26 protein-coding genes, 1 tRNA gene and 1 pseudogene are annotated in these 26,238 nt (G+C 62.8%); 17 read left to right on the top strand and 11 right to left on the bottom strand.

The window, feature by feature from the left end:
• The first annotated feature begins 57 nt into the window (after nt 1–57).
• The 4 genes from EMQ25_RS17660 to msrB all read left to right on the top strand — a co-directional run bounded on the left by EMQ25_RS17660 (nt 58) and on the right by msrB (nt 2,673).
• Complete coding sequence (locus tag EMQ25_RS17660) at nt 58–603, top strand: sigma-70 family RNA polymerase sigma factor (RefSeq protein ID WP_127189934.1); 546 nt, start codon at nt 58–60, stop codon at nt 601–603.
• Nucleotides 600–1,319 (top strand): anti-sigma factor, encoded by a 720-nt coding sequence (locus tag EMQ25_RS17665; RefSeq protein WP_127189935.1) that lies wholly within the window; start codon nt 600–602, stop codon nt 1,317–1,319. Before EMQ25_RS17660 ends, EMQ25_RS17665 begins: the two co-directional genes overlap by 4 nt.
• 137 nt (nt 1,320–1,456) lie before the next feature.
• On the top strand, nt 1,457–2,020 hold the full coding sequence (locus tag EMQ25_RS17670) for a fasciclin domain-containing protein (RefSeq protein WP_127189936.1): 564 nt from the start codon (nt 1,457–1,459) through the stop codon (nt 2,018–2,020).
• A gap of 152 nt (nt 2,021–2,172) precedes the next feature.
• Nucleotides 2,173–2,673: a peptide-methionine (R)-S-oxide reductase MsrB gene (msrB, locus tag EMQ25_RS17675; protein ID WP_127189937.1), complete on the top strand. Its 501-nt coding sequence runs from the start codon at nt 2,173–2,175 to the stop codon at nt 2,671–2,673.
• Nucleotides 2,674–2,706: 33 nt separating this feature from the next.
• On the opposite strand, the gene EMQ25_RS17680 is transcribed toward msrB, so the two are convergent.
• A complete protein-coding gene (locus EMQ25_RS17680; RefSeq protein WP_127189938.1) occupies nt 2,707–4,143 on the bottom strand; it encodes a dihydrolipoyl dehydrogenase family protein in 1,437 nt (478 codons plus the stop codon).
• Entirely contained in the window at nt 4,136–4,948 is an 813-nt protein-coding gene (locus EMQ25_RS17685; protein WP_127189939.1) for a TVP38/TMEM64 family protein, read from the bottom strand. The genes EMQ25_RS17680 and EMQ25_RS17685 overlap by 8 nt, the downstream gene beginning before the upstream one ends.
• A gap of 236 nt (nt 4,949–5,184) precedes the next feature.
• Here EMQ25_RS17685 and rpmH point away from each other — a divergent pair, with 236 nt between their 5' ends.
• From rpmH to yihA, 4 genes are read left to right on the top strand one after another with little or no spacing between them, the layout of a single operon-like run.
• Nucleotides 5,185–5,319 carry a 50S ribosomal protein L34 gene (rpmH, locus tag EMQ25_RS17690; RefSeq protein ID WP_127189940.1) on the top strand — a complete coding sequence of 45 codons (135 nt, stop codon included), beginning with the start codon at nt 5,185–5,187 and terminating at the stop codon, nt 5,317–5,319.
• Nucleotides 5,320–5,329: 10 nt separating this feature from the next.
• Nucleotides 5,330–5,725 carry a ribonuclease P protein component gene (locus EMQ25_RS17695; RefSeq protein WP_244606642.1) on the top strand — a complete coding sequence of 132 codons (396 nt, stop codon included), beginning with the start codon at nt 5,330–5,332 and terminating at the stop codon, nt 5,723–5,725.
• Nucleotides 5,722–7,542 (top strand): membrane protein insertase YidC, encoded by a 1,821-nt coding sequence (gene yidC / locus EMQ25_RS17700; RefSeq protein WP_127189941.1) that lies wholly within the window; start codon nt 5,722–5,724, stop codon nt 7,540–7,542. The genes EMQ25_RS17695 and yidC overlap by 4 nt, the downstream gene beginning before the upstream one ends.
• Before the next feature lie 52 nt (nt 7,543–7,594).
• On the top strand, nt 7,595–8,251 hold the full coding sequence (gene yihA / locus EMQ25_RS17705) for a ribosome biogenesis GTP-binding protein YihA/YsxC (protein WP_127189942.1): 657 nt from the start codon (nt 7,595–7,597) through the stop codon (nt 8,249–8,251).
• On the opposite strand, the gene EMQ25_RS17710 is transcribed toward yihA, so the two are convergent.
• Both EMQ25_RS17710 and EMQ25_RS17715 read right to left on the bottom strand, forming a co-directional pair.
• Nucleotides 8,245–9,450, bottom strand: a complete 1,206-nt coding sequence (locus EMQ25_RS17710; RefSeq protein ID WP_127189943.1) for a hypothetical protein — start codon at nt 9,448–9,450, stop codon at nt 8,245–8,247. The two genes, yihA and EMQ25_RS17710, sit on opposite strands and share 7 nt — an antisense overlap.
• 1 nt (nt 9,451) lies before the next feature.
• Nucleotides 9,452–10,678, bottom strand: a complete 1,227-nt coding sequence (locus EMQ25_RS17715; RefSeq protein ID WP_127189944.1) for a hypothetical protein — start codon at nt 10,676–10,678, stop codon at nt 9,452–9,454.
• Between the two features lie 161 nt (nt 10,679–10,839).
• On the opposite strand from EMQ25_RS17715, the gene EMQ25_RS17720 reads away from it, so the two are divergent.
• Both EMQ25_RS17720 and EMQ25_RS17725 read left to right on the top strand, forming a co-directional pair.
• The gene (locus EMQ25_RS17720) at nt 10,840–12,270 is read left to right on the top strand and encodes a sensor histidine kinase (RefSeq protein WP_127189945.1); all 1,431 of its coding nucleotides are present in this window, start codon (nt 10,840–10,842) and stop codon (nt 12,268–12,270) included.
• A gap of 161 nt (nt 12,271–12,431) precedes the next feature.
• A tRNA-Arg gene (locus EMQ25_RS17725) sits at nt 12,432–12,508 on the top strand.
• 18 nt (nt 12,509–12,526) lie between these two features.
• Here EMQ25_RS17725 and EMQ25_RS17730 read toward each other — a convergent pair.
• Both EMQ25_RS17730 and EMQ25_RS18145 read right to left on the bottom strand, forming a co-directional pair.
• The gene (locus tag EMQ25_RS17730) at nt 12,527–13,612 is read right to left on the bottom strand and encodes a tyrosine-type recombinase/integrase (RefSeq protein ID WP_244606643.1); all 1,086 of its coding nucleotides are present in this window, start codon (nt 13,610–13,612) and stop codon (nt 12,527–12,529) included.
• Nucleotides 13,602–13,874, bottom strand: coding sequence for a MerR family transcriptional regulator (locus EMQ25_RS18145; protein ID WP_158626139.1), 273 nt, complete (start codon nt 13,872–13,874; stop codon nt 13,602–13,604). Before EMQ25_RS18145 ends, EMQ25_RS17730 begins: the two co-directional genes overlap by 11 nt.
• 196 nt (nt 13,875–14,070) lie before the next feature.
• On the opposite strand from EMQ25_RS18145, the gene EMQ25_RS17735 reads away from it, so the two are divergent.
• Both EMQ25_RS17735 and EMQ25_RS17745 read left to right on the top strand, forming a co-directional pair.
• On the top strand, nt 14,071–14,472 hold the full coding sequence (locus tag EMQ25_RS17735) for a helix-turn-helix domain-containing protein (RefSeq protein WP_127189947.1): 402 nt from the start codon (nt 14,071–14,073) through the stop codon (nt 14,470–14,472).
• A gap of 516 nt (nt 14,473–14,988) precedes the next feature.
• A complete protein-coding gene (locus EMQ25_RS17745; RefSeq protein ID WP_127189949.1) occupies nt 14,989–15,291 on the top strand; it encodes a thermonuclease family protein in 303 nt (100 codons plus the stop codon).
• Between the two features lie 49 nt (nt 15,292–15,340).
• Here the strand turns inward: EMQ25_RS17745 and EMQ25_RS17750 are convergent, their stop codons facing one another.
• Genes EMQ25_RS17750 through EMQ25_RS17760 form a run of 3 tightly spaced genes read right to left on the bottom strand, consistent with a single transcriptional unit; the run spans nt 15,341 to nt 20,342 of the window.
• Nucleotides 15,341–16,798, bottom strand: a complete 1,458-nt coding sequence (locus tag EMQ25_RS17750; RefSeq protein ID WP_127189950.1) for a type I restriction-modification system subunit M — start codon at nt 16,796–16,798, stop codon at nt 15,341–15,343.
• Nucleotides 16,795–18,213, bottom strand: a complete 1,419-nt coding sequence (locus EMQ25_RS17755) for a restriction endonuclease subunit S (RefSeq protein ID WP_127189951.1) — start codon at nt 18,211–18,213, stop codon at nt 16,795–16,797. Before EMQ25_RS17755 ends, EMQ25_RS17750 begins: the two co-directional genes overlap by 4 nt.
• On the bottom strand, nt 18,213–20,342 hold the full coding sequence (locus EMQ25_RS17760; protein ID WP_204570110.1) for a type I restriction-modification enzyme R subunit C-terminal domain-containing protein: 2,130 nt from the start codon (nt 20,340–20,342) through the stop codon (nt 18,213–18,215). The genes EMQ25_RS17755 and EMQ25_RS17760 overlap by 1 nt, the downstream gene beginning before the upstream one ends.
• A gap of 733 nt (nt 20,343–21,075) precedes the next feature.
• Here EMQ25_RS17760 and EMQ25_RS17765 point away from each other — a divergent pair.
• Entirely contained in the window at nt 21,076–21,612 is a 537-nt protein-coding gene (locus tag EMQ25_RS17765) for a hypothetical protein (protein ID WP_127189952.1), read from the top strand.
• A gap of 180 nt (nt 21,613–21,792) precedes the next feature.
• Nucleotides 21,793–22,077: a superinfection immunity protein gene (locus EMQ25_RS17770; RefSeq protein ID WP_127189953.1), complete on the top strand. Its 285-nt coding sequence runs from the start codon at nt 21,793–21,795 to the stop codon at nt 22,075–22,077.
• 27 nt (nt 22,078–22,104) lie between these two features.
• Here the strand turns inward: EMQ25_RS17770 and EMQ25_RS17775 are convergent, their stop codons facing one another.
• On the bottom strand, nt 22,105–22,476 hold the full coding sequence (locus EMQ25_RS17775) for a hypothetical protein (protein ID WP_127189954.1): 372 nt from the start codon (nt 22,474–22,476) through the stop codon (nt 22,105–22,107).
• 389 nt (nt 22,477–22,865) lie between these two features.
• Between EMQ25_RS17775 and EMQ25_RS17780 the strand changes: the two genes are divergently transcribed.
• A complete protein-coding gene (locus EMQ25_RS17780) occupies nt 22,866–23,249 on the top strand; it encodes a zinc ribbon domain-containing protein (protein ID WP_127189955.1) in 384 nt (127 codons plus the stop codon).
• Nucleotides 23,250–23,616: 367 nt separating this feature from the next.
• On the opposite strand, the gene EMQ25_RS17785 is transcribed toward EMQ25_RS17780, so the two are convergent.
• A complete protein-coding gene (locus EMQ25_RS17785; RefSeq protein ID WP_127189956.1) occupies nt 23,617–24,516 on the bottom strand; it encodes a GGDEF domain-containing protein in 900 nt (299 codons plus the stop codon).
• A gap of 708 nt (nt 24,517–25,224) precedes the next feature.
• On the opposite strand from EMQ25_RS17785, the gene EMQ25_RS18450 reads away from it, so the two are divergent.
• Both EMQ25_RS18450 and EMQ25_RS17795 read left to right on the top strand, forming a co-directional pair.
• Entirely contained in the window at nt 25,225–25,785 is a 561-nt protein-coding gene (locus tag EMQ25_RS18450; protein WP_244606644.1) for a c-type cytochrome, read from the top strand.
• A 143-nt stretch (nt 25,786–25,928) separates the two neighbouring features.
• A pseudogene (locus EMQ25_RS17795) lies at nt 25,929–26,238 on the top strand (hypothetical protein); the annotation flags it as partial.

The following is a 26,238-nucleotide window of genomic DNA, read 5'->3' on the forward strand; positions in this document are numbered from 1 at the left end:
CGCGGTTCGACGTCCCGGCGGGGCGATCGCGTCGCTGGGAAGGGAGCCTGTCGGGGCATGCAGGGGAGCGCTGGTGAACTCGCGGATCTGCTTGCGCGCACGGCCATGCGCGACCGCGCCGCGTTCAAGCTGCTCTACACGCGCACGAGCGCGAAACTCTTCGGCGTGGCGCTCCGTATATTGAAGGACCGTTCAGAGGCCGAAGAGGCGCTCCAGGAGGTTTACGTCAAGATCTGGCAGCGCGCCGACCGCTACCAGGCCGGCGGCTTCAGCCCGATCTCCTGGCTGGTCGCCATAGCGCGCAATCACGCGCTCGACGTGCTCCGGGCGCGCAAGCCGGTCGCCGACGATCTGGACGCCGCACTCGATCTTGCGGACGCAGGCCCGAATCCCGAACAGGCGACGGTCCGGTCAGGCGAGCGGGCGCGCATCGAGGCGTGTCTCGACCAGCTCGACACCGACAGGGCCGACGCTGTGCGCGGGGCCTATCTCGATGGCTATAGTTACGAGGAGCTGGCAAGCCGCCATAGCGTGCCGCTCAACACGATGCGAACCTGGCTGCGCCGCAGCCTTTTGAAACTGAGAGAGTGCCTGAGCGCATGAGTGCCGAGACCATAGGCTCCGGGGGCGAAGACGGCGATGCGATCCGCATCGGCGAATATGCGCTCGGCCTGCTGCCTGCCCAGGAGGCGGCGGCTCTGGCGCGGCAGATCGCCGAGGAGCCGGCGCTCGCGGCCGAACTGCGGTTCTGGCAATCGCGCCTGTCAGATCTCGATGAAGAGTTCGCGGAGGTCTCGCCACCGGCCGCCGTGCTGCCCGCGATCGAGAAGCGGCTCTTCGGGTCAGCAGAAGCGCGCGGCGGTCTCTGGGAAAGCCTCGGCTTCTGGCGGGGGCTGGCGGCGGCGGGCGTTGCCGTGGCGGTGCTCTCGCTCGGGGCGCACATGCTCCGACCGGTGCCGGTCGATCCGGACGCGTTCGCGGTGCAACTGGTTGCCGCCCTCAATGCGCAGGAGGGGAGCGGGGTGCAGTTCGTCGCGCTCTTCGATGCCGAGACGGGCAATGTGCGGATCACCTCGCTTTCTGGCGAGCCGGTGCCGGACCGCGATTTCGAGCTCTGGTACATCGAGGCGGGGAGCGATCCGGTCTCCATGGGCGTTGTTCCCCTCGATGCGCGCACGGAAATCCCCCTCGGACCTGCCGACCGGGCGCGTCTGACGCCCGGTACGGTTCTCGCCATTACGCTCGAGCCCCAGGGCGGATCACCCACCGGCGACCCCACCGGGCCGGTTGTCGCAGCGGGCCCCGCTACGCCGATCTGAGCGGTTCGGATCACTTCAACTTTTTAAAATTATCGTGTTTAGAAAAGGGCTTAGCGTCTGAAACTTTCTTCGATGCCTCCCGTTGCTTCGCTCGTCCAGCTGCAACGACAGCGGATCATCAGGAAGGAATCCAGATCATGAAGACCACTCTTCGCGCACTCGCCCTGTCCACCATGCTCGGCGCTGCCGCCTTTACCGGCGCTGCCATCGCCCAGGACAATCCGATGGTCGGTGGAGCCGAGATGCTCGCCGAACGCAATATCGTGGAAAACGCCGTGAACTCGGCCGACCACACGACCCTCGTCGCCGCCGTACAGGCAGCCGGGCTCGTCGAGACGCTCTCGGGCGAAGGCCCGTTCACCGTCTTTGCGCCCGTCAACGCCGCCTTCGACGCGCTTCCCGCAGGCACCGTCGACACGCTGCTGCAGCCTGAGAACCAGGCCCAGCTCCAGGGCGTGCTGACCTACCACGTCGTGCCCGGCACCGTGACCTCGACCGACCTCGTCCAGCTCATCAACGACAATGGCGGCGAATACTCCGTCGCGACCGTTGCCGGCGGCGAGCTCACCTTCTCGCTCGAAGGCGATGGCGTCGTGATCACCGATGCCAATGGCGGCACGGCCAACGTCACCATCGCGGACGTGATGCAGAGCAATGGCGTGATCCACGTGATCGACGCCGTCCTGCTGCCCGCGAGCTGATCATCTCGTGTCCCGTGACGCTCGGGACACGAGGTTTTGACGTGCAGGCCGCGCCTGCTTGCGCCTAACCTGCCGTCGACCGCGCCCCGCACCCGCCCATCGTTCCCTCCGATGGTCCGGCGTGCGGGGCCGCATTTCATCGGGAGAGAGACATGAAACGCCGTACTCTGCTGCTCGGCACGTCCGCGCTTGTCGCGCTCGGCATTGGCGGGTTGGCCACGCGCCCCGGATCGAGCGCACGGGCTGCCGCGGGGCCGTTCGAGATTGAGCTGACCGAAGCCGAGTGGCGCGAGCGCCTTAGCCCCGAGCAGTTCTACATCCTGCGCGAACACGGCACCGAGCGCGCTTATACGAGCCCGCTCAACGACGAGAAGCGCGCCGGGATCTTCCACTGCGCCGGGTGCGACCTCGCGCTCTTTGATGCCGCAGTCAAATATGACAGCCGCACCGGATGGCCGAGCTTCTGGGAGCCCATGGTAGGGGCCATCCGGGAAAGCGAAGACCGCAGCTTCGGCATGGTCCGCACCGAAGTCCATTGCGCCCGCTGCGGCGGTCATCAGGGGCACGTCTTCAATGACGGGCCGCAGCCGACCGGCCTGCGCTATTGCATAAACGGGCTCGCTCTTCAGTTCCGGCCCGCCGAGGCAGCGTAGACCTGGGCCGGCGCCCTGCGCGCCGGCACTTTATCAGGGCAGGAAGCGATTGAGCGCGATGATCCGGCGCAGCCAGGGATTGTGCGTCTGCTCTCGGAAATATTCAGTGCCGAGACGCTTGGCGATCTCGCTCAGGGTCGGGTAGGGCGCGACGAAATTGAGCAGATGGCTGGCCTTCAGCCGGTTGGCGATGGCGAAGGAAAAAAGCGCGATCAATTCGCCCGCACCCGCCCCCACAATGCCCGCGCCGACGATCCTGCCGCGCCTGTCGACGATCATCTTGGCAAGCCCATAGGTCTCGCGCTCGGTGCGTGCGCGGTCGTTTTCCGCAAACGACCAGCGCACCACCCGATAGCCCTCCTTGTGACGCCGCCGGGCCACCGGCTCGGTGACCCCGATTTCGGCGATCTCGGGATCGCAATAGGTCGCATGCGGGATGAGCTCGGGCTTTTCGGAGACCGGCAGACCGAACAGGGCATTCCGGATGACGAGCCCCGCCTGGTAATTGGCGAAATGGGTGAATTGCTGGCCGCCCGCCGCATCGCCCAAAACATAGATGCGGCGGTTGCTGGTCTTGAGGTTCTTGCCGATCCGCAGCCGGTGGGGAGGCTTCCGGTCGCGCCGCACCTTCGCCTTGGCCAGATCGAGCGGTTCAAGATTTGGCGTGCGCCCGACAGCAACGAGAATGTGGGAGACGTCGAGCACCTCGCGCGCCTCGCCGCTCTCGATCAGCACGCCGATGCCCTGGCTGCGCGGCTGGATTTCGACGACCCGCGTATTGGAGCGGATATCGACGCCATCCTCGGCGACGCGCCGCAGGGCGATCTCGGCGAGCTCGGGATCGCTGCGCTGGAGCGGCGTCGTCGCCTCGATCACCGTGACGGCACTGCCGAGCCGGCGATAGGCCTGGGCAAGCTCGATGCCGATCGGCCCGCCGCCGATGATGGCGAGGTGGGTGAGCTTGCGCGTGTTGGAAAAGATCGTCTCGTTGGTGAAATAGGGAACCTGGTCGAGCCCCGGTATCTGCGGCACGCTCGGGACCGAGCCCGTGGCAATGACAAAGCGGCGGGCTCGGATGAGCTGGTCTCCCGCCGAGAGGGTTCTGGGATCGACGAACTTGCCCTCGGCCTTGATGACGGTCGCCCCGAGCCCCTCGAAGCGCGACACCGAATCATGGGGAGCGATCCCGGCGATGACGTCCTGGATATGCTCCTGCACCCGCCGGAAGCTGATCTGCGGGTCCTGACCGGTTATGCCGAAGGGCTCGCCCGAGCGCATGGCGTGCGCATGCCGCCCCGCAGCGATCAGCGCCTTGGAAGGTACGCAGCCGAAATTGAGGCAATCCCCGCCCATCTCGCCCTTCTCGACGATGACGACGGAGGCGCCGAAGGCACGCGCGGCGGCCGCGACGCTGAGGCCGCCGGAGCCGGCCCCGATGATGCAGAGGTCGGGCGTCAGATATTCAGCCAATTTGGTCCCGTGAACGTGAGGCTTTGAGCAAGCGATGGGCGCGAAGGCGCTTGAGGAGTACGGGCAATAAGGAGACCACGGCAAGAATAGAGAACGCAATGAGGATTTGCGGCGTGACGAGCCGGCTCGCGTCGAGCCCGGTCCCGCAGGGCGCTACCCCTTGCGCGCAAGCCTCGGCGCGCTCGGTGATGATGCTGCGCAGCCCTTCCCCGGCAAAGGCGTAGGCGATGGTCGCAGGAGCAATGCCGACCGCGGTGGTCCAGACGAACACGCGGTAGGGTATGCCGACGATGCCCGGGAGGATGTTGAGCAGGGTGAAGGGCACGACGGGGGTGAGGCGCAGGAAGAGCAGGTAGCTCGCCGCGTCGCCCTTCAGACCGTCGGCAAAACGCTTGACCCACCCGCCCGCACGCGCCCTGAAATGCGCCGCGAGCGCGGAGCGCGCGGCAAAAAAGAGTGCGCTCGCCCCGAGCGTCGCGCCGATAACGACGACGATGCTGGCCGTCAGCCAGCCGAAAACGAGCCCCATGAGGACCGAAAGAATCCAGGCGCCCGGTATGGAGAGGGCCGTAACCAGTGCATAAAGCCCGAGCCCGAGCGCAATGGCGAGCATAGGCTCGTCGGCGACGAAGCGCTCGAGCCCGGCATAGCGCAGCGACAGCGCATCGAAATCGAGCAGCCGGTCGACCCTGAAGATGATGGCAAGCGCAAGAGCAGCTAACAGAAGGCCGATCGGCAGCCAGCGCCGCCAGCCCGGGACGGTCGCCTTGTCCTCCCCGATGTCGTCTTCCGGCGGTTCTTGCATGGTCCGTTTCGATTAGCCCGGCGCGGGGGCGAAGTCTCCTCCGGCTCACTGCAAGTTGACAGCCCCCAAGGTCAAGCTGTCGCGGCCGCTTCGCGTTGACTTGGCACCGTCAATTCCCTATAAGCCCGCCCAACTGCCGCGATCCCGGAAGCGTCTCGTTGCGCGCCCGGGGGCGATGGCGCCTATCTAGCGCAAGCACCGAATTAGAGGAACCGCGCCCGGCGTGGTCTGATGCCATGAAACGTACATATCAGCCGAGCAAGCTCGTCCGCACGCGTCGCCACGGTTTCCGTGCCCGCATGGCGACCAAGAGCGGCCGCGCGATCATCAACTCGCGTCGTCGCCAGGGCCGCAAGAAGCTCTCGGCCTAAAGGCAGGCCGGTGACGGCCACGGGCGACACCCCGAAACGGTTGCGGCGGCTCCTGAAGCGCCGCGAGTTTCTCAGAGCCGCCCGGGGCAGTCGCGCCGGGCGCGCTGGTTTTTCGCTGCAGGCGATCGCCGGCGCCGCCGAAGTCCCGGGGCTGGGGTTCACCGTCACCAGAAAGACGGGGAACTCGCCCGAGCGCAGCCGCATCAAGCGCCGGCTGCGCGCCGCGTCGGAGGCCTGCTCCAGCCAGTTCCGGCCGCATCATGATTACGTGCTCATCGGGCGCCGAGAGGCGCTGACGGTGCCCTTCGAGGCACTGGTCGAGGGGCTCTCCGGCGCCATTGCCCGGGTTCATGCCGGCAAGGCGCAATCGCAACGGCCCCCGGGCAATCGGAACGAGACACAATGACCGACAACCGCAATATGATCCTGGCCATCGTCCTGAGCCTCGCGGTGCTCTTCGGGTGGCAGTTCTTCGTTGCGGGTCCACAGATCGAGCGCGCCCAGCAGCAGGCCGAGATCGCCCGCCAGCTCGAGGAGCAGCCCGATGCCGGTCTGCCGACCCCGGCGCTCGGCACGACCCCCGGGGCGGTGACGCCCGAGGTTCCGAGTGCAGCGGCGAGCTTTGCCGACCGCGACGCGGCGATTGCCGCTGGCCCGCGGGTGCGCATCGACAGCACCGGGCTTCTGGGCTCGATCAACCTGACCGGCGGCCGGCTCGACGATCTCGAACTGAAGCGCTACCACGAGACGGTCGACGACAGCAGCCCCATCATCTCGCTGCTGACCCCGGCCGGTGCGCCTGCCGCCTATTTCGTCGAGCAGGGCTGGGTGCCCGCAGGCACGCAGCTGAGCGTGCCCGATGCCCAGTCGGTGTGGACCGTCGAGGGCGCCAACCAGACCCTGACCGAAGCGACGCCCGTGACCATTGCCTTCGACAATGGCGAGGGCCTCGTCTTCCGGCGCACCTTCGCGATCGACGAGAACTATCTCTTCACCGTCACCCAGTCCGTCGAGAACCAGGGCACGGGCGACGTCGCGCTCTTTCCCTATTCGCGCGTTGCCCGCCACGGCACGCCGCCGGTGGCGAACTTCTTCATTCTCCATGAAGGGCCGCTCGGCGTCCTCGGATCGCGCAACCTCATCGAGATGAGCTATTCGGACCTCGCCAACGACCAGCAGGTCGATGTCGAGAGCACGGGCGGCTGGCTCGGCTTTACCGACAAATACTGGGCCGCGGCGATCCTTCCCGAGCCCGGCGCGCCGATCAGCGCGCGCTTCTCCTATACCCGCCCCGGCAGTCTCGAGGTCTACCAGTCGAGCTTCGTCGGGCGCGATCCGGTGGTGGTGGCCCCCGGCGCGACGGGCGAGCATCTGAGCTACGTCTTCGCCGGCGCCAAGGTCGAGGCGATCATCGACAATTACGAGCAGGGCTACGGCTTTGACCGCATGGAGCTGCTCATCGACTGGGGCTGGTTCCACTTCATCACCAAGCCGATGTTCTACCTGATCCGCATCCTCTACGATGTGCTGGGCAATTTCGGCCTCGCCATCCTTGCGGTCACCGTGATCATCAAGGGCGTGTTCTTCCCGCTCGCCAATCGCTCCTACGCTTCGATGGCCGCCATGCGGCGCGTGGCCCCGGAGATGAAGGCGATCCAGGAGCGGCACAAGGACGACCGCATGGCCCAGCAGCAGGCCATGATGGAGCTCTACAAGAAGGAAAAGATCAATCCGCTCTCGGGGTGCTGGCCCATCCTCGTGCAGATCCCGGTCTTCTTTGCGCTCTACAAGGTGCTCTTCGTCACCATCGAGATGCGGCACGCGCCGTTCTTCGGTTGGATCCAGGATCTGGCGGCGCCCGATCCGCTCTATATCTTCAACCTGTTCGGGCTCCTGCCCTACGATCCGACCGTGGTGCCGGTCATCGGGCCGTTCCTCGCCATCGGCATCTGGCCGGTCATCATGGGCATCACCATGTGGGTGCAGATGAAGCTGAACCCGCCGCCGCCCGATCCGACCCAGGCGATGATCTTCTCGCTGATGCCGGTGCTGTTCACCTTCATGCTCGGCACTTTCCCGGCGGGCCTCGTGATCTACTGGGCGTGGAACAACTTCCTCTCGATCTGCCAGCAATGGGTGATCATGAAGCGGCACGGGGTGGAGGTGAACCTCTTCGGCAACATCCTTTCGAGCTTCAAGCGCAAGCCCAAGGCAGCCGAATAGGACGCGACATGGGGCCGGGCAACCGGCCCCTCTTCTTTGTGGGGCAGGCCCGATGAGCGACAAGACCGAAAACACCCCCGAGACCCCGGCACTGCCCGAAGCGGCACGGCTGCTCTTTGCGCGGCCCTGGAGCTTCATCAAGGGCTGCGTGCGCATCGACGATCTGCCCCCGATGGACCGGGTGGAAATCGCCTTTGCAGGCCGATCCAATGTGGGGAAATCCTCGCTCATCAACGCACTGGTCGGGGCGACCCGCCTGGCCCGGACCTCGAACACGCCCGGGCGCACCCAGGAGCTCAACATCTTTGAGGCGACCGACGCGCCGCTCAGGGTCGTCGACATGCCCGGCTACGGCTTCGCACAGGCGCCAAAGCCCAAGGTGGAGGCGTGGACGCGCCTCATTCATGCCTACCTCACCGGCCGCGCGACGCTGCGCCGGGTCTATGTGCTCGTTGATTCCCGGCATGGCCCGAAGGCGAACGACCTCACTGTTATGAACGAGCTCGATGGCGCCGCGGTCAGCTACCAGATCGTCCTCACCAAGGCCGACAAACCGCCGCTGCGCGACCTCGAAAAGGCGATTGCCGCGGCGCGAGCCGCCATTTCCAAGCGGCCGGCGGCGCATCCGGAGGTTCTCGTCACCTCATCGGAAACGGGCGCCGGCATCGACCAGCTGCGGACCGAAATTCACCGGCTCGCCAATCACTGATAGCGCGGCAGCATGGTCTCTAGGGCCGTGCGGATGATGCCGAGATAGCGCAGATTGGCCGGATCGGGCGCGCCGATCGTCTCGGGGGCGTCCGGGGTAGCCAGCGCCACCTCATAGGCTCCGGCGGGATCGAGCGTCTCGATCATCTCCGGATCGAGCGCGAAGCAGGGGCCGATGAGGCATTCTGTCACCTCGAGCCGGCGCACGGGGAAGAGGCGTGTCGTTTCCCGCCATTGTCCGCTCGTCATCGCAAGGCCCGCCGGAAGCTCCGGGGGGAGCCTTTCTTCCTGCCGCAGGATATGCGGCACGGGCGGGTTGTCGAGGAGCGCGGCATCGAGCAGATGCAGGATCACGCGCTTGTCGGGCGTCGCCGCAAGCCAGCCGGTGATCGCATTGCCGTCAGCCATGAGATAGGGGCGCGGCCATTCGAGCCCGAGCCCGAGGATCTTGCCCGCCGTGTCGGTCAGGACGAGCTTGGTTTCGCCATAATAGTTGATCGCCCGGGCCCTGAACCCCGCGAGCTCGATGTCGCGTTCGAGGGCAATTGCGGAGACGAGGCTCTCCTGCCAGCTTTCGAACCGCTCATGGGGGAGCTGGGCGGTCGCATGATCGAGCAGCACGCCCTCGGCAAGCTCGGTCGCTTCCCTTTGCAGGATTGCGAAATTCTCGGGCCCGAACACCTGTTGGAGAATGGCGAGATAGGTTTCCATCGCGATCCGTGCCTCTTCGTGCACAGGTTTGTAGAGAGGGTCTGATGGCGGCAGGCCGTCGCGATGGCTGGCGATGAGAAAGAGCCCGAAGGCGAGACGGGCCGAAACGATCTGCGCGTTCTGGTAGAGCCCGGAGGGATCGGCTTCGCAACTGGCGGGCACGAGCGCATCGGCCTGGGCCTGCAGCGCGTCGAGATGGCCGAAATAGGCGAGGGCCCAGTCCTCGTCGTCGCCATCGGCGATGATGTCGGCTTCGTCCTCGAAATAGCCGGCCTCCTCGTCGGCGCGCCGGTATGCATCGTCGACGAGGATCTCGAGCGCCCGGCGTTCGGTCGCGCGCATCAGGAGGCAATGATTGTCATGGACTTCGATCGCACGGAGCCGCGCATAGTCATCGACCGCGCTCTGCGCGAGGGTTGGCGCGTTGCTCGCCGCCAACGTCCAGAGACCCGCAAATCCGATCGCCAGAACCCGCCGCGCGAAAGACATGTCATTGCCCACCATTGAGAAGCTGCCATGCAAGGCTGTTCATGACGCGCGGCCGGTAGCTGCCATCGATTGCGGGCGGTTCGCTATTGGGCGTCGTTGAAATATAGAGCTCGGCCGCTTCGTTTTCGCTCAATGCGACGAACGCCGAGAGCGCGTCTGCGGGGAATTCGAAGCAGGGCCCGCCGACGCAGGGTTCGGAGAGGCGCGTGGCCTCGAAAGCCGTCGTCTGGTCGCGCCAGTCGGGCTGGTCGAACCGGGTCCAGGCCATGCCTTCGGCCGCGGGGGCATCGGGAACGTAGAGCCGCACGGTCGGATCGCCCAGCGCGCTCTGCGCAGTCTGGCCAAACGTCATCAGCCGCAATCGGCCCTCGGGGCCAATGGCGAGGGCATAGTGAAGGGTGCCGTGTCCTTCCAGCGAACGCCAGATGGGTCCATCGATGACTGGCAGTGATGGACCCCCGCTTGCCGGGGTGAGCTGGGACGTCAGCCAGTCGTTCTGCAGCACCAGGGGCCGCACGAAATAGCCATGGGTTTCCGCAAGCACTTCGAACTGCACCGCGCTCACGGTGGAGCGCCCGGTGCTCTGGAGCCCGAAGATGACGTTCATCACGTTGGGCTCCGTCAATCCGAGCATGGTAAATCCGAACGCGAAATCGGAATCGGAGCCCAGAAGCCCGGTATCGGGGATTTCGCTTGCGGCGTATTCGCGTTGCCGCGCGGCGAAGGTCTGGAAATTCTCGCCATAAAGCTGCTGGAGGTAGATATCGTAGCGCTGCGCAGCCTCCACCTGGTCGGGCGTCATCGCGACATGGTCGAGATCGTTCGGATCAAGCGATGCGAAATGGAAGGCATAGAGCAGGCCCTGGAAGATCTTTTCATTGGCGCGCCCCTTGGCCGCGGCGATGAAAAGATGGGCGGCCTGGGTGCACCCCACCTGCTGGGCCTGCGCAGCGGCGCGCGCATCGAGACCTGCCAGCCAGGCTTCGTACTCGTCGTCAGGCAGGCGGCCATCGCCGTTGAGCCGATGCTGCGTCGTGCCATCCAGCGCTTCGAAGGCGGCGCGGCGCACTTCGTACCGCTCGACATATTTGAGCGCGGCGCACGCATCGTCGATCGCCATCGCGGTCTTGAAAGTGACGTAGTCATCTTCGGGCGCAGCCGCCGCCGGCCCGGCGATAGCGATGATAGAGGCCACAAGGAGAGGGCGGAGGGCAGGGGGCAGCTTCACGATGATCTCCGGGCTGGACCGCTCCTCGCGGAGCCGGCAGGAAATCCTTCGGCCCGCATGGGGCCGGCGTCGATCACCCGTTCCGGGGAGCATTGCTGCGACAGGGCGTCCTCCAGCGCAGCAGTGGCGCATCCCCGGCGAACTGCGCTAGGGTATGGGCGATGACCATGCAAACCGATCGCCCCGCGGCCCGGCCCCTTTCGGGCCTGTCGGCAAAACTGATGACGACGATTGTCGTCGTCATTCTTCTGGTCGAAATCGCGATCTATCTCCCCTCCGTCGCCAATTTCCGCGCCTCCTGGCTCGATGACCGGCTGCGGGTGGGCGTGGTCGCGGCGCGGGTGCTCGACGCGGTGCCCGACGTGATGGCGCTTCCGCGCACGCTCACGGACCGGCTGCTGAATTCCGCCGGCGCAACCGCCATCGTCTATCGGCGCGAAGGCCAGAGCCAGCTGATCGAACTGGCTGACGCACCGGTGCCGCGCGAGGCGGTGACCGCCGACATGCGCCAGCGTGATCCCCTGACGCTGATCGGGGGCGCGCTCGACACCCTCCTGTTCGGCGGCGAGCGGACCCTGCGGATCGTCGGCGAGAATGTCGAGGGGGCCGAGGTCAGTCAGGTCGAGGTCCTGATGCCTGAGGCCCCCCTGCGCGCCGAGCTCCTCATCTATTCGCGCAACATCCTGATTCTCTCGCTGATCGTCGCCCTGATGACAGCGATCGTCCTCTACGTCTTCGTCAGCGTCATCTTCATCTCGCCGGTACGGCGGCTGACCAACAACATGATCGCCTTTCGCCAGGCGCCCGAGAATGCAAGCCTGATCATTTCTCCGCAGGCGCGCCGCCGCGACGAGATCGGGGTGATGGAGCAGGAACTGGCGGCGATGGAGACCGATCTTTTTTCCATGCTGCGCCAGCGCCGCCACCTTGCCGATCTCGGGCTCGCCGTGGCCAAGATCAACCACGATCTGCGCAATACGCTGACCTCCGCGCAGCTGCTTTCGGACCAGGTGGCGACGCTCGACGATCCGAAGGTGCAGCGGCTCGCGCCGAGGCTGGTCCTCTCCATCGACAAGGCGATCGGCTTTGCCCAGTCCGTGCTCGATTATGGCCGCCAGTCCGTGGCGCCCCCGCGGCTTGCGCCCCTGCCGCTGCGGACCCTGATCGAGGACGCCGCATTCGATGCCGGCCTCGTGGGGCATCCGGGCATCGCGTTTTCCAATGGCGTGCCCGACACGACGACGATCAGCGCCGATCCGGACCAGGCTGCGCGCATCTTCCTCAACCTGCTCAAGAATGCGCGCGAGGCGATGGAGGCGGCAGCCGGCCGGGTCGAAGCGCCGCGCGTCAGCGTCGATTTCGCGCTCGAAGGCAATATGGCGGTGATCGGAGTGGTCGATAACGGCCCCGGCCTGCCTCCGCGCGCGCGGGAGAACCTTTTCGTCGCGTTCGAGGGGTCGGCGCGAGCGGGCGGCACGGGGCTCGGGCTCGCGATCGCCCGTGAACTCGCCGAGGGGCATGGCGGCAAACTCGCCTATATCCCGCTCGAACCGGGCACGCGTTTCGAGGTCTCGCTGCCCCAGCCCGCGTGAAGCAGGAAGCCCATGCTGCAAGCTTCACAAAACCATCATCTTTTGCGCGGTGCAGGCCGGTCGGCGCTTGCAATGGCCGGCAAGCCCATGTATGGCTTCCCCCGCCTGCAGAGAGCGCCCCACGGGCCCTCCGCAAGCCCCGCCGGGTCCCACCCGGCCGCGCGCCCGTAGCTCAGCTGGATAGAGCACCAGACTACGAATCTGGGGGTCAGAGGTTCGAATCCTTTCGGGCGCGCCATTCAACTTACTGAAATTTTTAGACCTTTTTGTTCGCACGTGGCGCCGGACGGTCTTCGGTTTGCAGGCGGTTTGCAAATTCTGTGCTCTTTGCGTTCTCGAATTTGGTCATCGCCCCGGTGGCCAGTGTTCTCGTTCGAGCCAGGTAGCGATCGAGAATGGTTGCCACCGATTTTAGCGAATGCCCGGTGATGGAGGCGATCTCCATATGTGTGCAGCCAGCCTCAGCCAGCATGGTAACGGCGGTGCCCCGAAGGTCATGGAAATGGAGGCCCTCAATCCCTGCGGCCTTGCTGGCATCGGCCCACCTCGCTTTGAAGTAGTCCGACTTGTAAGAGAGCCCGGTTTTGGTGCTCAAGATGACCACAGAGGAGCGATCCATGTTGTCGAGCATCCCTCGTAGCGCCGCGGTGCAGGGGATGCTGACTTGCCGCCCTCCCTTCCCTTGTTTCAGGGTGACAAACTGGCCGTCATAGTTGGGCCAGGTCAGGCGCAGTAGATCTCCTTGGCGCTGACCGGTATGGAGTGCCAGGATCAGAGCGCGTTGCATCTCGATCGGCGCAACTTTCATGAATGCAGCGACGTGCTCGGGCAGCCAAATCATGTCCGATCGATTGCTCTTGTGGAGTCGCTTGAAGCCCGAGACATTGTTGCGGAAAATTCGTCCGTTTTCTATCGCCCAACTGAGCATCGCCGAGATGACCGTCAGGCGGTTATCCGCTTCACGCTCGCCGGAGTCTCGCGCAACCTTGGCGCGCCAACTCAAAAAATCTTGGCGGACACGGGGGTCCTCGAGTGCCGCGATAGGCATGTCACCGAACGCCGCCTCGGCTTTGGTCAACATGCGACGATATTCCTTCTGCGTGCTGGACGCACGCTTGGCGAATTCCGGCGAAAGGGTATAGGCCCGGATGAGACCATTGAAGGTCCCATTGAGGCGTTCCCGCGAGAGCTTTTCTGCTTCTGCGTAGGATAATAGAAATGCAGGAGTTGCTGGCTCGCCCTGAATCCTCCGCCCGGTTGCGCGGTGATAATAGTAGGTGGCGGTTGAGCCGTCACTTAGCGTCTTGCGAACTGTATTGATCCCACGAAGTCTAGTTCTCACCGCGCTTCTGCCTCCAAATATCGTATGCGCTCCGAGGAGTCTCTTCTTTGACATCTAACCCACTAAGCTGGTCGATCGCGGCGTCCAGCGCAGCACGGTCCCAGCGCTGAACACTTCCAAGGGGTAGCGATGCTGGTAGCTGTTTATCGCGCACCAGCTGGCTAAAATACGCCACGCTAACGCCGACGTAGCTCGCGGCTTCCTTGCGGTTCAATACGCGGCGTTCTGAAGTCGGGAGGGCATGAATGAGTTCGATGATCATAGGTGCGAGTTCTCCTGCGTCTCTATTATAGCGCTCTCGCAAACGCTTGCAGGAGGGTCGTCCCTCAAACGCTGTGCCGTGGTGCTGAGGTGGGGTCGTCAGAAGACGTTGACGCCGGGGGGATGCACGACGTGTCCCCAATTACGTCTCGCTATAGATCAAGCGTGATCAACAAATCGATGAAAGCGAGACCCGGATGGCCGTGAAGAAGTTCGCCGACACGCCCCTTACGCAGTTTCTGGAGAGACGCATTTTGGAGTTAAAGCCTGTAAAGACCCAGGCGGAGATCGCTGCCGCTGCAGGCTTTACCAGCCCCAATATGCTGGCGATGATCAAGCTCGGCGATGCCAAGCTCCCGCTGGATCGCGTTCCGGCCCTTGCGAAGGCTCTAGACGTGGATCCCGCGCGTCTGCTTCAACTCGCCCTCGAGCAAGCAGTCGGTGACACGACCGCTCGGGCACTTCTTGAGGTCTTCGGACCCATCGTCACGCACAATGAGCTGGGTTGGATCGAGGCCATTCGTGTAGCGTCTGATCATTTAGACCCGCCGCTCACGCGCCGGGGACGCACGGCCATTTTAGGGATCTTTGGAAAATGAGCCGTCAGTCGCGAACATTGGGACCTGTTCTCCTGAGCCCCAACGAGATGTTCTGGCTCGACGTAATCAGGATGTCCTCAGGATACTCCGACCCTGCGCCCACCTTGTGGCGCACACAACGGTTGCGCCAGCTTTTTTCAGATCGCTTTAGGACCAGGGGGTCGGACCACGATGACGAGGCTGGCGCCTAAGACGTTGCCCAACGTTCTCCGACGATAATCCAGGTTCGCCTTGCCATGAAGAATTACCCGGAGGGGCGGTTGGCGCCTCACCCTCCGGGTCATATTCAACAGCTAGGAAAAGGAGGTCGGGCGAAAGTCCGGTCCCCACTCCATAAAGCAATATAAATCCTTGGTCACTTGCTGCCAAGGGTTTCGCCGACAACCCTGCCAGCGATCAGGAAAATCCATAAAGACCGCCATCGTTCCGCTCGTGCTCTGGGCACTGACCGCGAGCACAGCTGTCGCCCAGCAACCTGTGCTCGAGAAGTGCGTGCCTGGGCAGAAGCGGAGCGCGATGGAGACCTGCATCGTCGACGGAGACACGTTGTGGGTCGACGGAGAGATGATCCGCCTCAAGGGCAGTGACACGCCAGAGCCGCAGACCAGTATCTTTGGCGGCCGTGCCGAGGTCGAGCTGGCGCACCGGGCGAGCGATCGGCTGATGGAGAGTCTCAACACCTACAACTGGACGATCGAGCGCCCCGGCTACGACAACCCCTCGCGCCGGCGGACATTGGCACGCTTCCATATCGGCAACACCACCGCCAGTCAGATGCTGATCGATAAAGGTCTTGCCCCGGACCTTGCCGGATGGTGAAGAGTGGTGGTGTGTTCGGTGACGGACAAGAGAACCCGCGATGCGGAGATCAATCCTGCTCGCCTGCCAGCTCCTGACTCACGCTTCGGAACTGCTCTAGGGCTGCCTCCAGGTTTTCGACGATCTCCGCCGAAAGCACATCCGGTGCCGGCAGGCTGTCGATGTCCTCGAGGCTGTCGTCCTTCAGCCAGAAGATGTCCAGGTTCAGTTTGTCCCGTTGGGCGAGTTCTTCGTAGCTGAAGCGCCGGAAGCGTTCGGTTTCCTTGCGTTCATAATAGCAGCGGACGAAGTCGTCGAAGTCGGTGTTGGTCAGCCGCTTCGTCTTCAACGTCTTATGGACGTTCGTCCGATAGTCATAGACCCAGAGCGCCTTCGTCTGGGCCTCGCGCGAGGCGGGGCGCTTGTCGAAGAACAGGACGTTCGCCTTCACGCCGGGGCTATACCAGATGCCCGTCGGCAGGCGCAGAAGGGTGTGGAAGTTGAACCCTTCCAAAAGCCGCTTGCGGATGCCCTCACCGGCCCGCCCAGCCTCGAACAGCACGTTATCGGGCAACACGACGCCTGCGCGGCCGTTCGCCTCCAGGATCGTCATGATGTGCTGGAGGAAGTTGAACTGCTTGTTCGAGGTGGTGAACTTGAAGTCCTCGCGCTCGTAGTCCTCGCGCTCGTAGTTCTCGCGCTCGGTCGAGACCGTGCCGTCCTCGCCGACCACCTTGTAACTCGACTTCTTGCCGAACGGCGGGTTCGTCAGCACGACCTTGAAGCGGCCTCCGCCATCGTTCGCCAGCGCGTCGCCTTGCACCACGGGGCTTCCTCCGTTGCCGATGCCGTGAAGATAGAGGTTCATCGCGCAAAGGCGGACCACCTCGTCCACGATATCCACGCCCGTGAATGAGGTATGGCGCAGGGCGCGCAGCTTCTCGCGGTCCTGGGTCTGGGTCTTCATGTGGTCATAGGCCGCGAGCAGGAACCCCCCCGTGCCGCACGCCGGGTCACAGACCGTCTCGCCGATCTGGGGGTCGACGCATTTGACGATGGCTTCGATCACCGGGCGCGGGGTGAAATACTGCCCGGCACCCGACTTCACCTCGGAGGCGTTGCGCTCCAGAAGTCCTTCGTAGATCTCGCCCTTCACATCGACCTGCAGCCCGATCCAAGGGCCTTCCTTGTCGATCAGGCTGACGACGCGCTTCAGCTTCGCCGGGTCGGACAGCTTGTTCTGTGCCTTGCGGAAGATCGTGCCGATCAGCCCGCCTTCGCGGCCCAGCGCCTCCAGCGTGTGACGATACTGCAGCTCCAGCGCGTCGCCGTCCTGGTTTGCGATCTGCGCCCAGCTCCAGTGCGGCGGGATGGCCGATGTCTCGCCTAGCAGGTCTTCGCGCTCCTGGTCCATCTTCAGGAACAGGAGGTAGGTGATCTGCTCAATATAGTCGCCATAGGACACCCCTTGGTCACGCAGAACATGGGCATAGTTCCAGACCTTGGAGACAAGCTGTTCGTTGCTCATGTGCGGATCCTTCGTCTTGTTCTTCCCGCCGCGGCGGCGTGGGTTTCCTTGATCCGCGCGAGTAGGGCGGCGGCGGGTTCGTCGGCGGGATCCTGAGGGACGAGGCGGCCTGCGAAGGCGTCCTTCAGGATGGACTGGCGCAGGGCGGTGGAGCGGGCAAGTTCGGTTTGGCACCAGATTTCGAGATGAGAAATCTTTGAAAATGCCTCGTCAACCAACTCATTGATCTCGTCGATCTCAGACAGACTCGGCACTGGGACGACCAACGCCTCAATCTTGCTGATACTCAACGTATAGAGACCGGAGGTTGAAGAAGCGACTTTCTCGATGTTCTGGCGACCATTAGGAGATTGAAACCACCACAGAGCAAACTCGACGAGCCCTTTTTCGATCATTCGAACCTTGATTAAGTGGTTCTGATGGACCGCGTCGGGGATTTCATTTCTCCAGACCGCCATGCGGCCGATTTGATCCTTGCTGCCGTTGCCCTCAACCACCAGAAGGTCCAATTCTTCCAAGAGGACGCGAGCGCTTTCGGCTTCTGTGATGCTAGTTTGATGAATGTCTTCGAGTTCAAGCCGGTTTTGATAGACGTTAGCGACCCGAAGCATCGGCTTACGAAGCGGCATTTCTTGCCGTTTTTTGTTCTTCGTTACGCCGCCCATGACATTCGCTAACTGCTCCACCGAAGCCCAAACCCAACCTTTCGGCAGTTCTGGCAGCTCCGTGGTCTCGGGGGCGGCGGGTTCCTGGTATTTGCCCCGGCCGTCCCAAGTTTCGCGGCGGGTTTGCAGGATGCGGGCGAGCAGGTCGCGTCCGTGCTCCAGGCGGTGGGCGTTCTCGGCGCGCCAGTCGGCGGTGAGCTGGCCGGTGACGGCGGCCTTCAGGACGGACTGGCGATAGCGGGCGAGAAGTTTCTGCACGTCGCGCAGAGCCTCTTCGCCCTTGTCCAGCCGGGCGAACAGCGTCTCGATCTTCTCGACGATGCGGCGCTGTTCGTTGATGGGGGCGAGAATAATTGGCAGTTTGGACAATGCCGATATGGTCAGCATCGGGATCGCAGTTGTTGAAGTGTATTTGGTCCAGTCCACGCAAGACAATTGAAAGGCAACATACTTGGTGTCCAATTCGGTTGCTGGAGTTGCGGCTATCGTTGTCTGTGTGCTGACAAATCTCTCGAACCTCGGGATTTTGGCCGCGCCAATTGTGCCGCGTGCGGAGATAATTATTGTCCCTCGCTCGAAAAAAACACTTTCATCACTGGTGTATCCCCAAACCTCATTTTCGGTTGCCGCACTAAAGACAGGCAACCCTTCTTCGGTCAGCTCCTTAGACAGAATGGTTTTTCCCATCCTGGCTTCAGAGACCTGCCCGAATGTTGTTTTTTCCCATGTTTCAGGGACCTTCGATTCCATCAAGCAACCAGCGCCCCCTGCAATTCTTCAAGCATGTCGTTCAGCCCCGGACCCAATACCCTGCGCGCCTGCAATATCCCACCCCTGTCGGCGAGGCTCGGCACTTCCATGAAATCACGCGGGGCGATCTCGGCATTGGCGGCAATGAAGGACGCGATGGCGCGCAGCCAGTCCTCCTGTTCCGGCGTGTAGCTGCGCCCGGCCCGCTTTTGGCGCCCCAACCACAGGTTGAAGCGCTGCTCGACGACCGCGCCGAAGGGCTCCAGCACCTCGGTCTGCCCCAGCGCGAAGCGGACCAGGCTGACCACCTCGGTCAGTTGCTCGTCCACCGGCGCGCCGCGCACGCGGGCGGCGTCGAGCCGCTTGTAAGCCTGCCAGACATTCGCGGTGGTCAGGTAGTGGGGCGGGTCGGTCAGGCGCTGCACCAGTTCGCGGATCGCGGCATAGGTCAGCCGTTGCCGCCCCTGCGGCTGGTTGTAGAGAATCTGAAGCGCCGTCAGCTCGTCGCAGTTCTCGTCGATGAATGTGCGGAAGCTGGTGATTGTTTCCTCGGCCCGCTTCATGTCGAAGCCCGCGCCGGTGAGTTCATCGGTAGTGATCTCATCGATCACGATGTCGGTCTTCTGCTTGATGTCCTTCAGCAGATTGCGGGCGGCGGGGTTGTCGAAGGGGCGGCAGGCGGTGTCGGTCAGTTCTTCGATCACGGCCTGTTCCTGCTCTGGCGTAGGCGCGGGACCGTGGCGGGCCTCGATGGCGGCCTGTTGCTTGTCGGCGTCGATGGCATCGAGCAGGTCATTCGCCAAATCGCGCGGGGTCTTGCCCCCCGTAGCCTCGGCAATGCGGGCGCGGTCCTCATCGCCCAGCTTGCGGTCGAGAATGGCGAGGCGCGCAGCGAGCGAAGACAGCGCGTCCTCGTCGCGCCTTCCCATGGCGATCTGTTCGATCAGGGCGTCGAAGCTGAGGGACTTCTTGCGCTCCAGGGGCTGGGAGGCGTTCTTCTTGGTCTCGGACACGCCGACGGCGTCGATCAGGATGAAGCGGGTCTTGGTCTTGGCATCGGGCGTGACGGCCTGCAGGTCGGCGTCGGGGATGGTGCGCACCCCGCGCCCCTTCATCTGCTCGTAATAGCCTTCGGATTTCACGTCGCGCATGAAGATCAGCACTTCGACCGGCTTGATGTCGGTTCCGGTGGCGATCATGTCGACGGTGACGGCGACGCGGGGAAAGGGGTCGACCCGGAACGCCTTGATCATCGACTTCGGGTCTTCGCCGGTGTTGCGATAGGTGATCTTCTTGGCGAAGTCGTTGCCCTCGCCGAAGACCTCGCGGACGGCATGGACGATTTCTTCGGCGTGGTTGTCGTCCTTGGCGAAGATCAGAGTCTTGGGCAGCCAGTCGCCGGTGCGGTCTGGGAACAGCTCGGTGAAGACCCGGTCCTTGTAGGTCTGCAGGACGGTCCTGATCTGGTTCGGGTTCACCACGGAGCAGTCGAGTTCCTTGGCGGTGTATTCCAGATCGGCGTCGAGCTGTTCATAGCGGACCTTGCGGGTGCGCTTGTCACGCACGGGGACCTGGAAGCCGGTCTCGTCGGTTTCGACCTTGCCGCCTTCCTCGGTGACACGGGTGCGAATGCGGTAGATTTCATAGCCGACATTCACGCCGTCGGCGACGGAGCGTTCATAGGGGTATTCGGCGACCAGGTTCTGGTTAAAGAAGCCCAGCGTGTGCTTGGACGGGGTCGCGGTGAGCCCGATGATCGAGGCGTCGAAATATTCCAGCACCTGCCGCCAGAGCCCATAGATCGAGCGGTGGCATTCGTCGGTGACGATGAAGTCGAATGTCTCGATGGGGATGTCGGGATTGTAGGCCAGCGGCAGAGGCTCGCCGTCCTCGCCCTGCCACTTCTCGAAGCCGGACGCCTCTTCCTCTTCCTCGGAAAGTTCCTGCCCCCTGAGCATGGAATAGAGGCGCTGGATCGTGGTGATCACGACCTTCGCGTCGGGGTCAATCCGGTGCGAGTGCAGATGCTGGACGATGTATGTGTCGGTGAAGCGGTTCGCAGCGCCGGGCGGCTGGAACCCCTGGAACTCGCGCAGGGTCTGGTCGCCCAGGTTGTCTTGGAGAAGCATGAGGCACAGATGAGGTAGAGGCGTTACAGGCGTGAACCGGTGAGTGTGAACTGATGCTCGAGGAAGTGTCCCGGTGGAGGTATGAGCGATGGGTGATGAGAGGGTGATTGTGTGGGGGGTGAGGAAAGCGCCACTGCGGTCCTGACGCGTCTCGCATGACTACGCCACCATCCACCTGCTGCCGATCCTTCTCGCTCTGCTGCCGTGTCTCGGAACGAGGCATTGGCTCGCCGCTGCAACCCGTGGGAACCAACGCGCGCAGACCCAGCTGGGGAACCGGGAGAAACCTTGGGATCCAGGGCCGGGAAGCCCAAGGCTCGCTGCAATAGTGCGTGCTGCCCTAAAGGCGCTGAGTAGCGACCGAGGCGGAATTACGCGCTGCCGGAAGAACGGGTAGCCGCGGGCGGGGAATTTGAAGAAGGTTGGCGGCCTGGACCACCTCATGGTCCGAGCCGGCGGTAATTATATGCCGGACAGGCCGAGTTAGTATCGGTGCCGCACGACTCCGATGCGTCACGATTTGTTAGTAAACTTCGGCATGTAAATTATCTAATATAAATTAAATAAACATATGTATGGACAGCGCTCACAATACGTGACGGTCCGGACATGGATCGCGGTCGCGGTTCGAACGGTAACCTCGTAAACATGCCAAGGAGCACATGAGGCGCTGCTACTGAAATCCCTTCGTCCAAACGCTATAACAGTGCGTGTGGGAACCGCGGACAAAAAAATGCAACATATCCCCTTCGACGATGATGAACTTGAGGCTCTTCTCGATCAGATAACAGCGCCAGTCGTAGCCGCAAAAGTCGTTGAGGAGAGCGCTGCGACAGCCTCTGAGGTCGAACCCGTCGCGAGCAAACGAGTTCTTCATCCCACCCTGAGAGCTGCGCTCGACCACTTCCGTTCGAAGTTGGCCAGTGAGTTTGCCCTGAATCGCTCGCAGGTTCGGGAGAACTGGCGACGCCGAACACGTGCCGGGGAGCGAGAGATTTATGCATTCGAAAAGAAGCAGCTTGGCATTGACGTAAGGCCGCGGCGCCGGTTCTGTGCGACGACGCCAGAGGCCTTGGAGAAACTGGCGGATTTGAAGCGACGGGAGCACCGCGAGGGACAGCGTCGTCGCCGAGGAAAGTCTGCAGAGACAGTGCGCAGCTACACTGACTGCACATCCATGTCAGATGCAGAGCGCCAAGCTCATGATCGATCGCTCGCTGCAGAGCGGAGCCGCCAATACCGCCTGCGGAAGAAGGATACGAAGTCCTAGAGAGTGACCGGTCGGCAAGGGGATGCCGCCAGTGGCCCCGACTCTCCGGCGTCCTATCCACCTCTATGACTGACTTGCCCATCCACCGACTTGACGTTCCGCAGCGCTCAGCATCCTCTGATGGCTCGAAATGCACTGGAGCTATAACTTGAAACCCTGCCATGGATTTTCAGCAGCCATATGGGGACCGCCTCACCGGCATTCGCTCAGGCATTGCCCAACCCGACGGAGCGCTTTGGAGGATCACTGCTCAGAATCGGCTTCGGCGCCATCATCCTTGGCCTGTATTTTGTCCCTACGATCATTACTTTCCGGAAAGATCATCCGAACAAGTGGCTCTACCTGCTCTTGAACGCAGTCCTCGGTGTGACGGTGATCGGCTGGGTGGCCTTGCTCATTCTCGTGCATCTTGCCATTTTCATCAGCGCTGAGGGAAAGCTCGTGAACAACGCCCGCTCGAAGTAGGCCGGGCATCCTATCCACCTCTATCCGTCAGTCGGTGCGCTGACACCTGATCTGCTGGCTATTCTCGACGATGCCCGTGTCCAACCGTGTTCCGATCATCGTGACATTCGCCCTCGACCAGTCTAGCACCCAAAACGTCGGGACCTCTTCACCCCACCCAGCAATATGAGCTGTCGTGATCCCAGGGCTCGAGATGCCGGGTAGCTCCGTGTGGTGGTAGCTGAAGATTTCCGGCCGGCCCACACCGCCGGTCGATGACCCGAATACCGGCCTCCAGTCCTTGTCCAAGCTAATGATCATGATGGTAGGATTTCCCTCTAGCGAGCAGCGCAGTTCCTGGGCAGCCACCTGAGGAGCGGCGGCAAGTGCGAGAGCGATGATGGTCAGGCCCGTCAGCATTGCATTTCCTATTCAAGATCAGCTGAGAGCAAGGGGGTGACGGGTCTTCGCGCCCAACTGGGGGTTTGACCGACTGCATCCTTTGTGCGCGCGCTGATGCGCAAAATGCGCTTCGCTCCGTCCGAGTATTCGGAGTGCGGAAAGACCCGGCCGTGGCACTCGGGACAGCGCATGAGCTCACCCGGGCGACCCCCGAGCGCGTCTTCGACGTCGATCGGCTCCCAAGCTCCGTTGACCTTGATCTCGGCGTAGTGATTGCGAGCCATGAAGGTCTCCCTCGTGATCGAACAGTTCTGGGATGATCACGGCCGCTTGGCAACAGGGATCTCTACCCGGTTGACTACTGTCGTTGCTCGCGTCCATCCCGCCGACAAAATCAGAGGGCCGAGATGCCTGCAGTCCTGATCATACTTCTCGCCGTCATCATCTGGGGACCACTTGCGGTCTTCGGGATTCCCGCCGCTCTGCTCTACATCGACTGGCAGAACGGGTTCATCCAGTTCATGCTCACCTTCGTCGGACTGGGGCTTGTGGTCATAATCGGTGGCATCATTCTCTGGGGGGAGGCGGACAGAAAGGAACAGCTCCGGCGCCGCGCTCATGAGGAGCGGAGGGAGAGGTTCAAGGACATCAGGATCCGTGCGGAGCCCGAACCCCTGCCCCGGGCTGCTACCACGCCGCACTGCCCTCAATGCGATGCCGACCGCCCTGCGTCTGCGAAATTCTGCGTCGAGTGCGGCGCCGAACTCCTGCCGGCTCCGTCCTCGAGGTGAACCTCCTGCTCGGATCGAGTGGATAAGTCAGCATTGACTAATATCTACCATCGCTTCTACGGAGATCCCCATGCGCCTCGCCGTGTCCACGCTATTGGTGCTGCTAACCGTTGACTCGAGCCACGGCCAAGCCTTCGGGATCGACATCACCAATACATTGGACGAGCTCGACGTGGTGCCGCCGCTCACCAACTACTCAGCGACAGCAACCACCGAGGTCCGGCCGCCGAATCCGAACTCGAGCTTCTCAAGATATGAGGCGACGGTAGGGCCTGCCGTCGGAACGTGCAGAGTGCGCGCTCTGGCGTCAGGTAAAGCCCGAAGCTCGCGAGAATGCGCTGGCAGGACATGTCGATGCCCCAGAAGGCTAAGAGACCGGTAGCTGAGCGAACTCCATTCTGTTCCGCCCATGGCGCTTTGCTCTATAAAGGGCACGATCAACCTCGCCGAAGATCTGCTCCGGTTCCCGCGCTCCCTCGAACAGCCCCAGTCCCATTGACACCGTGATGCAGCCATGCGGGGGGTTGCCTCTATGCTCGATCTTGGCGCCGCGGATACTCGTCAGCATTCCTTCGTAGAACGAGGCGGCCGACATACGGTCGCGATGCCTAGAAGCCATGGCGAGCTCCTCCCCGCCAATACGATAGGCTCTATCCGTGCTCCGCTTGAGGGCAAACCGAAGCAGTTCGCCGATTCGCTCGAGAACGGCGTCGCCCTTGGCGTGGCCGTATTGGTCATTGTATGCCTTGAAGTTGTCTACATCCAAAAGTGCGAATGCCTTTATGCTTTGATCGCCCACTGATGCCATGAATTCCGGCAATTCTTGAGCGTAGGCCCGGCGGTTCAACAAACCGGTCAGTGCGTCCACCCTCGCACTCCAGGCCTCTGTGATGTCACTGAAAATCCAAATACGGCTATACCCTCCGTCATTCTCTGGCAAAGCAACGCTGCGGCGATTGAATAACCGGCCGTCCTTGAAAGAGAGCTGATCTTCCGATGGAATTGTCGAGCCATAGAGGCGGTTGACGAGGAGCATGAAGGCATCAGGGTCGTCGAGTTGCTCGAGCACGTGAACAAGCATTGCCTGGTCGCCCTGCAGGACAACCGACCGCGGTATCCGCCACAGCGTCTCGAAGGCCTCGTTCATGTAGAGGACCTCTCGGCTGCTCCCGATGATCAGCACGCCATCGGGCATCAGATCGAGAGCTCGCCGCATCAGCGACGCGGTGCCCTTTTTCTCATAAGATGTCTCGAGCAACTTGTTCACGACGCCCTCCCAAGATCACTGTTGACTCGACGCTCGAGAGCCTCTTCGGCGATGGCAACATCACGGCCTCGGGTTGGTCCAAGGTGCAGCCCTGGCCTGAATGCGCATCGATCAGGGAGAGGCCGGTCAAGTTCCTGACATGCACGCAAGCGGGACCCTGTGCCGCCAGTTGGAAGGCTAGCTGATTAGTAGGTGAGCTGGAAGTCATCAGGGCTCGTTCGTCACGACGCCAACCGACAGGTAGTGAATGCCTTGACGTGATCCCTTTTCACCGGCGATGGCGGTTATAAACTGAGGCGCGGCACTCGAGTTGTGAGGTCTTCATGCCGGCGTGGGCCAACGTCTGAGAACCCGCTACTTGAAAGCACAAACTGTCAACTCTAGCCAGCGGGCTCTGCGGCTTGCTCAGCTGGTGTCGGGCCTTGCGGAATTTGATGCTTCTGACATTGCGCTCCCCGGCGGAATCGCGTCTGGCCTCCACGAGATTGATTATGAAGCAAGCTTGCCTCGGACGCGGAAGCGAGCGAGCATAATCTGAAGTTGCGGAAATCCGTTACTGAGTCGTGGGAGGTCACTGTCAGGAAAGTTGCTAGATTTGGAGATGCCACTTGGCGTGGCCCTGTAGCATCAATGGGGGCGTCAGTTCGTTGGGTTGGCCTCTTTGTCATCATGCTGTCGGGTGCTCCCGCGTTCGCCCAGAGTGTGGAGATGGGAGCCGAGGTCTTCGCACGATGTGCTATCTGCCACGAGATCGGTCCGGGGGCCGGCAACCGTCAGGGGCCGCAATTGAATGAGCTGCTTGGTCGGCGCGCGGGAGACCTGCCGGATTTCAGCTATAGCGAGGCTTTGCGTGAGGCAGGTCAAAATGGCCTGGTCTGGACCGCCGAGACGCTGGCCGAGTTCATCGCACGCCCGCGGCACTTTGAGCCGGGCAGCCGCATGATCTTTCGCGGTTTGAGAAACCCAGCAGAGGTCGAGGATGTCGTAGCTTACCTCGTAAGCCTCGAGACGCCCGATCAAGTTGCGTCACGCACCGGCAAGGCGCTGGTCGAGACCTATTGCGGTGCGTGTCATGCAACAGGTTCAGAGGACTTGGGGCCGCACGCGGAAGCGCCGGCATTTCGCGATCTTCACCATCGCTACGACGTAGGAGACCTTGCCGAGGCGCTGGTCGAAGGACTATCGAGTGGCCACCCGGACATGCCGGAATTTGAGTTTGACCCTGATCAGGCCGAGGCAGTTATCGCCTACCTGAAGTCGCTGGAATAGCGGGGCGATTTTTTCTACTGGCTGGCACTCATACTCCGGCAGGCATTCTGCCAGCAGGCTATTTAGGGGCTGGCTAGGTTGCGGGAGAGTGCTATTTCGGGACTATGGTCTCGCTTGCCGCGAAGCACCTTCAGGTGAGAGCGTTGGCGATCGCCGACGTGGTCGTCGCATATAAGGAGAACCGCGTGAAATACGTCCTCAGGATCCTCGGGGTCGTCGCGATCCTCTTTTCGCTCTACGTGATCGTAGGCGAGCAACTCGTTGGCTCGAGCGGCGACGCCTATGTCAACGCCCCCCTCGCGACGATCCGGGCGCCGATCAACGGCACGCTGCAACTGAGCACGGCGCCGCTCGGCGGGCGGGTCCGCGCCGGGGATGCGATGGGCAGCGTTTCGGCGCGCGCGGTCGCCGATGCCACGCTTTCCGGGCTCGAAGAGGGGCGGCTGCTGGCCG

It is taken from the genome of Arsenicitalea aurantiaca (assembly GCF_003994485.1).
In the GTDB taxonomy this organism is placed as follows: Bacteria; Pseudomonadota; Alphaproteobacteria; order Rhizobiales; family Devosiaceae; genus Arsenicitalea; species Arsenicitalea aurantiaca.

Coding starts and splice junctions, on each gene's coding strand:
- EMQ25_RS17720 (WP_127189945.1), top strand. CDS start 10,840: ATGACCATGCAAACCGATCGCCCCGCGGCCCGGCCCCTTTCGGGCCTG.
- EMQ25_RS17685 (WP_127189939.1), bottom strand. CDS start 4,948: ATGCAAGAACCGCCGGAAGACGACATCGGGGAGGACAAGGCGACCGTC.
- EMQ25_RS17760 (WP_204570110.1), bottom strand. CDS start 20,342: ATGCTTCTCCAAGACAACCTGGGCGACCAGACCCTGCGCGAGTTCCAG.
- EMQ25_RS17735 (WP_127189947.1), top strand. CDS start 14,071: ATGGCCGTGAAGAAGTTCGCCGACACGCCCCTTACGCAGTTTCTGGAG.
- EMQ25_RS17755 (WP_127189951.1), bottom strand. CDS start 18,213: ATGGAATCGAAGGTCCCTGAAACATGGGAAAAAACAACATTCGGGCAG.
- EMQ25_RS17775 (WP_127189954.1), bottom strand. CDS start 22,476: ATGCTGACGGGCCTGACCATCATCGCTCTCGCACTTGCCGCCGCTCCT.
- EMQ25_RS17660 (WP_127189934.1), top strand. CDS start 58: ATGCAGGGGAGCGCTGGTGAACTCGCGGATCTGCTTGCGCGCACGGCC.
- EMQ25_RS17750 (WP_127189950.1), bottom strand. CDS start 16,798: ATGAGCAACGAACAGCTTGTCTCCAAGGTCTGGAACTATGCCCATGTT.
- msrB (WP_127189937.1), top strand. CDS start 2,173: ATGAAACGCCGTACTCTGCTGCTCGGCACGTCCGCGCTTGTCGCGCTC.
- EMQ25_RS17665 (WP_127189935.1), top strand. CDS start 600: ATGAGTGCCGAGACCATAGGCTCCGGGGGCGAAGACGGCGATGCGATC.
- EMQ25_RS18450 (WP_244606644.1), top strand. CDS start 25,225: ATGGGAGCCGAGGTCTTCGCACGATGTGCTATCTGCCACGAGATCGGT.
- EMQ25_RS17670 (WP_127189936.1), top strand. CDS start 1,457: ATGAAGACCACTCTTCGCGCACTCGCCCTGTCCACCATGCTCGGCGCT.
- EMQ25_RS17765 (WP_127189952.1), top strand. CDS start 21,076: ATGCAACATATCCCCTTCGACGATGATGAACTTGAGGCTCTTCTCGAT.
- EMQ25_RS17770 (WP_127189953.1), top strand. CDS start 21,793: ATGGGGACCGCCTCACCGGCATTCGCTCAGGCATTGCCCAACCCGACG.
- rpmH (WP_127189940.1), top strand. CDS start 5,185: ATGAAACGTACATATCAGCCGAGCAAGCTCGTCCGCACGCGTCGCCAC.
- yihA (WP_127189942.1), top strand. CDS start 7,595: ATGAGCGACAAGACCGAAAACACCCCCGAGACCCCGGCACTGCCCGAA.
- EMQ25_RS18145 (WP_158626139.1), bottom strand. CDS start 13,874: ATGATCATCGAACTCATTCATGCCCTCCCGACTTCAGAACGCCGCGTA.
- EMQ25_RS17745 (WP_127189949.1), top strand. CDS start 14,989: ATGGAGACCTGCATCGTCGACGGAGACACGTTGTGGGTCGACGGAGAG.
- EMQ25_RS17710 (WP_127189943.1), bottom strand. CDS start 9,450: ATGTCTTTCGCGCGGCGGGTTCTGGCGATCGGATTTGCGGGTCTCTGG.
- yidC (WP_127189941.1), top strand. CDS start 5,722: ATGACCGACAACCGCAATATGATCCTGGCCATCGTCCTGAGCCTCGCG.
- EMQ25_RS17780 (WP_127189955.1), top strand. CDS start 22,866: ATGCCTGCAGTCCTGATCATACTTCTCGCCGTCATCATCTGGGGACCA.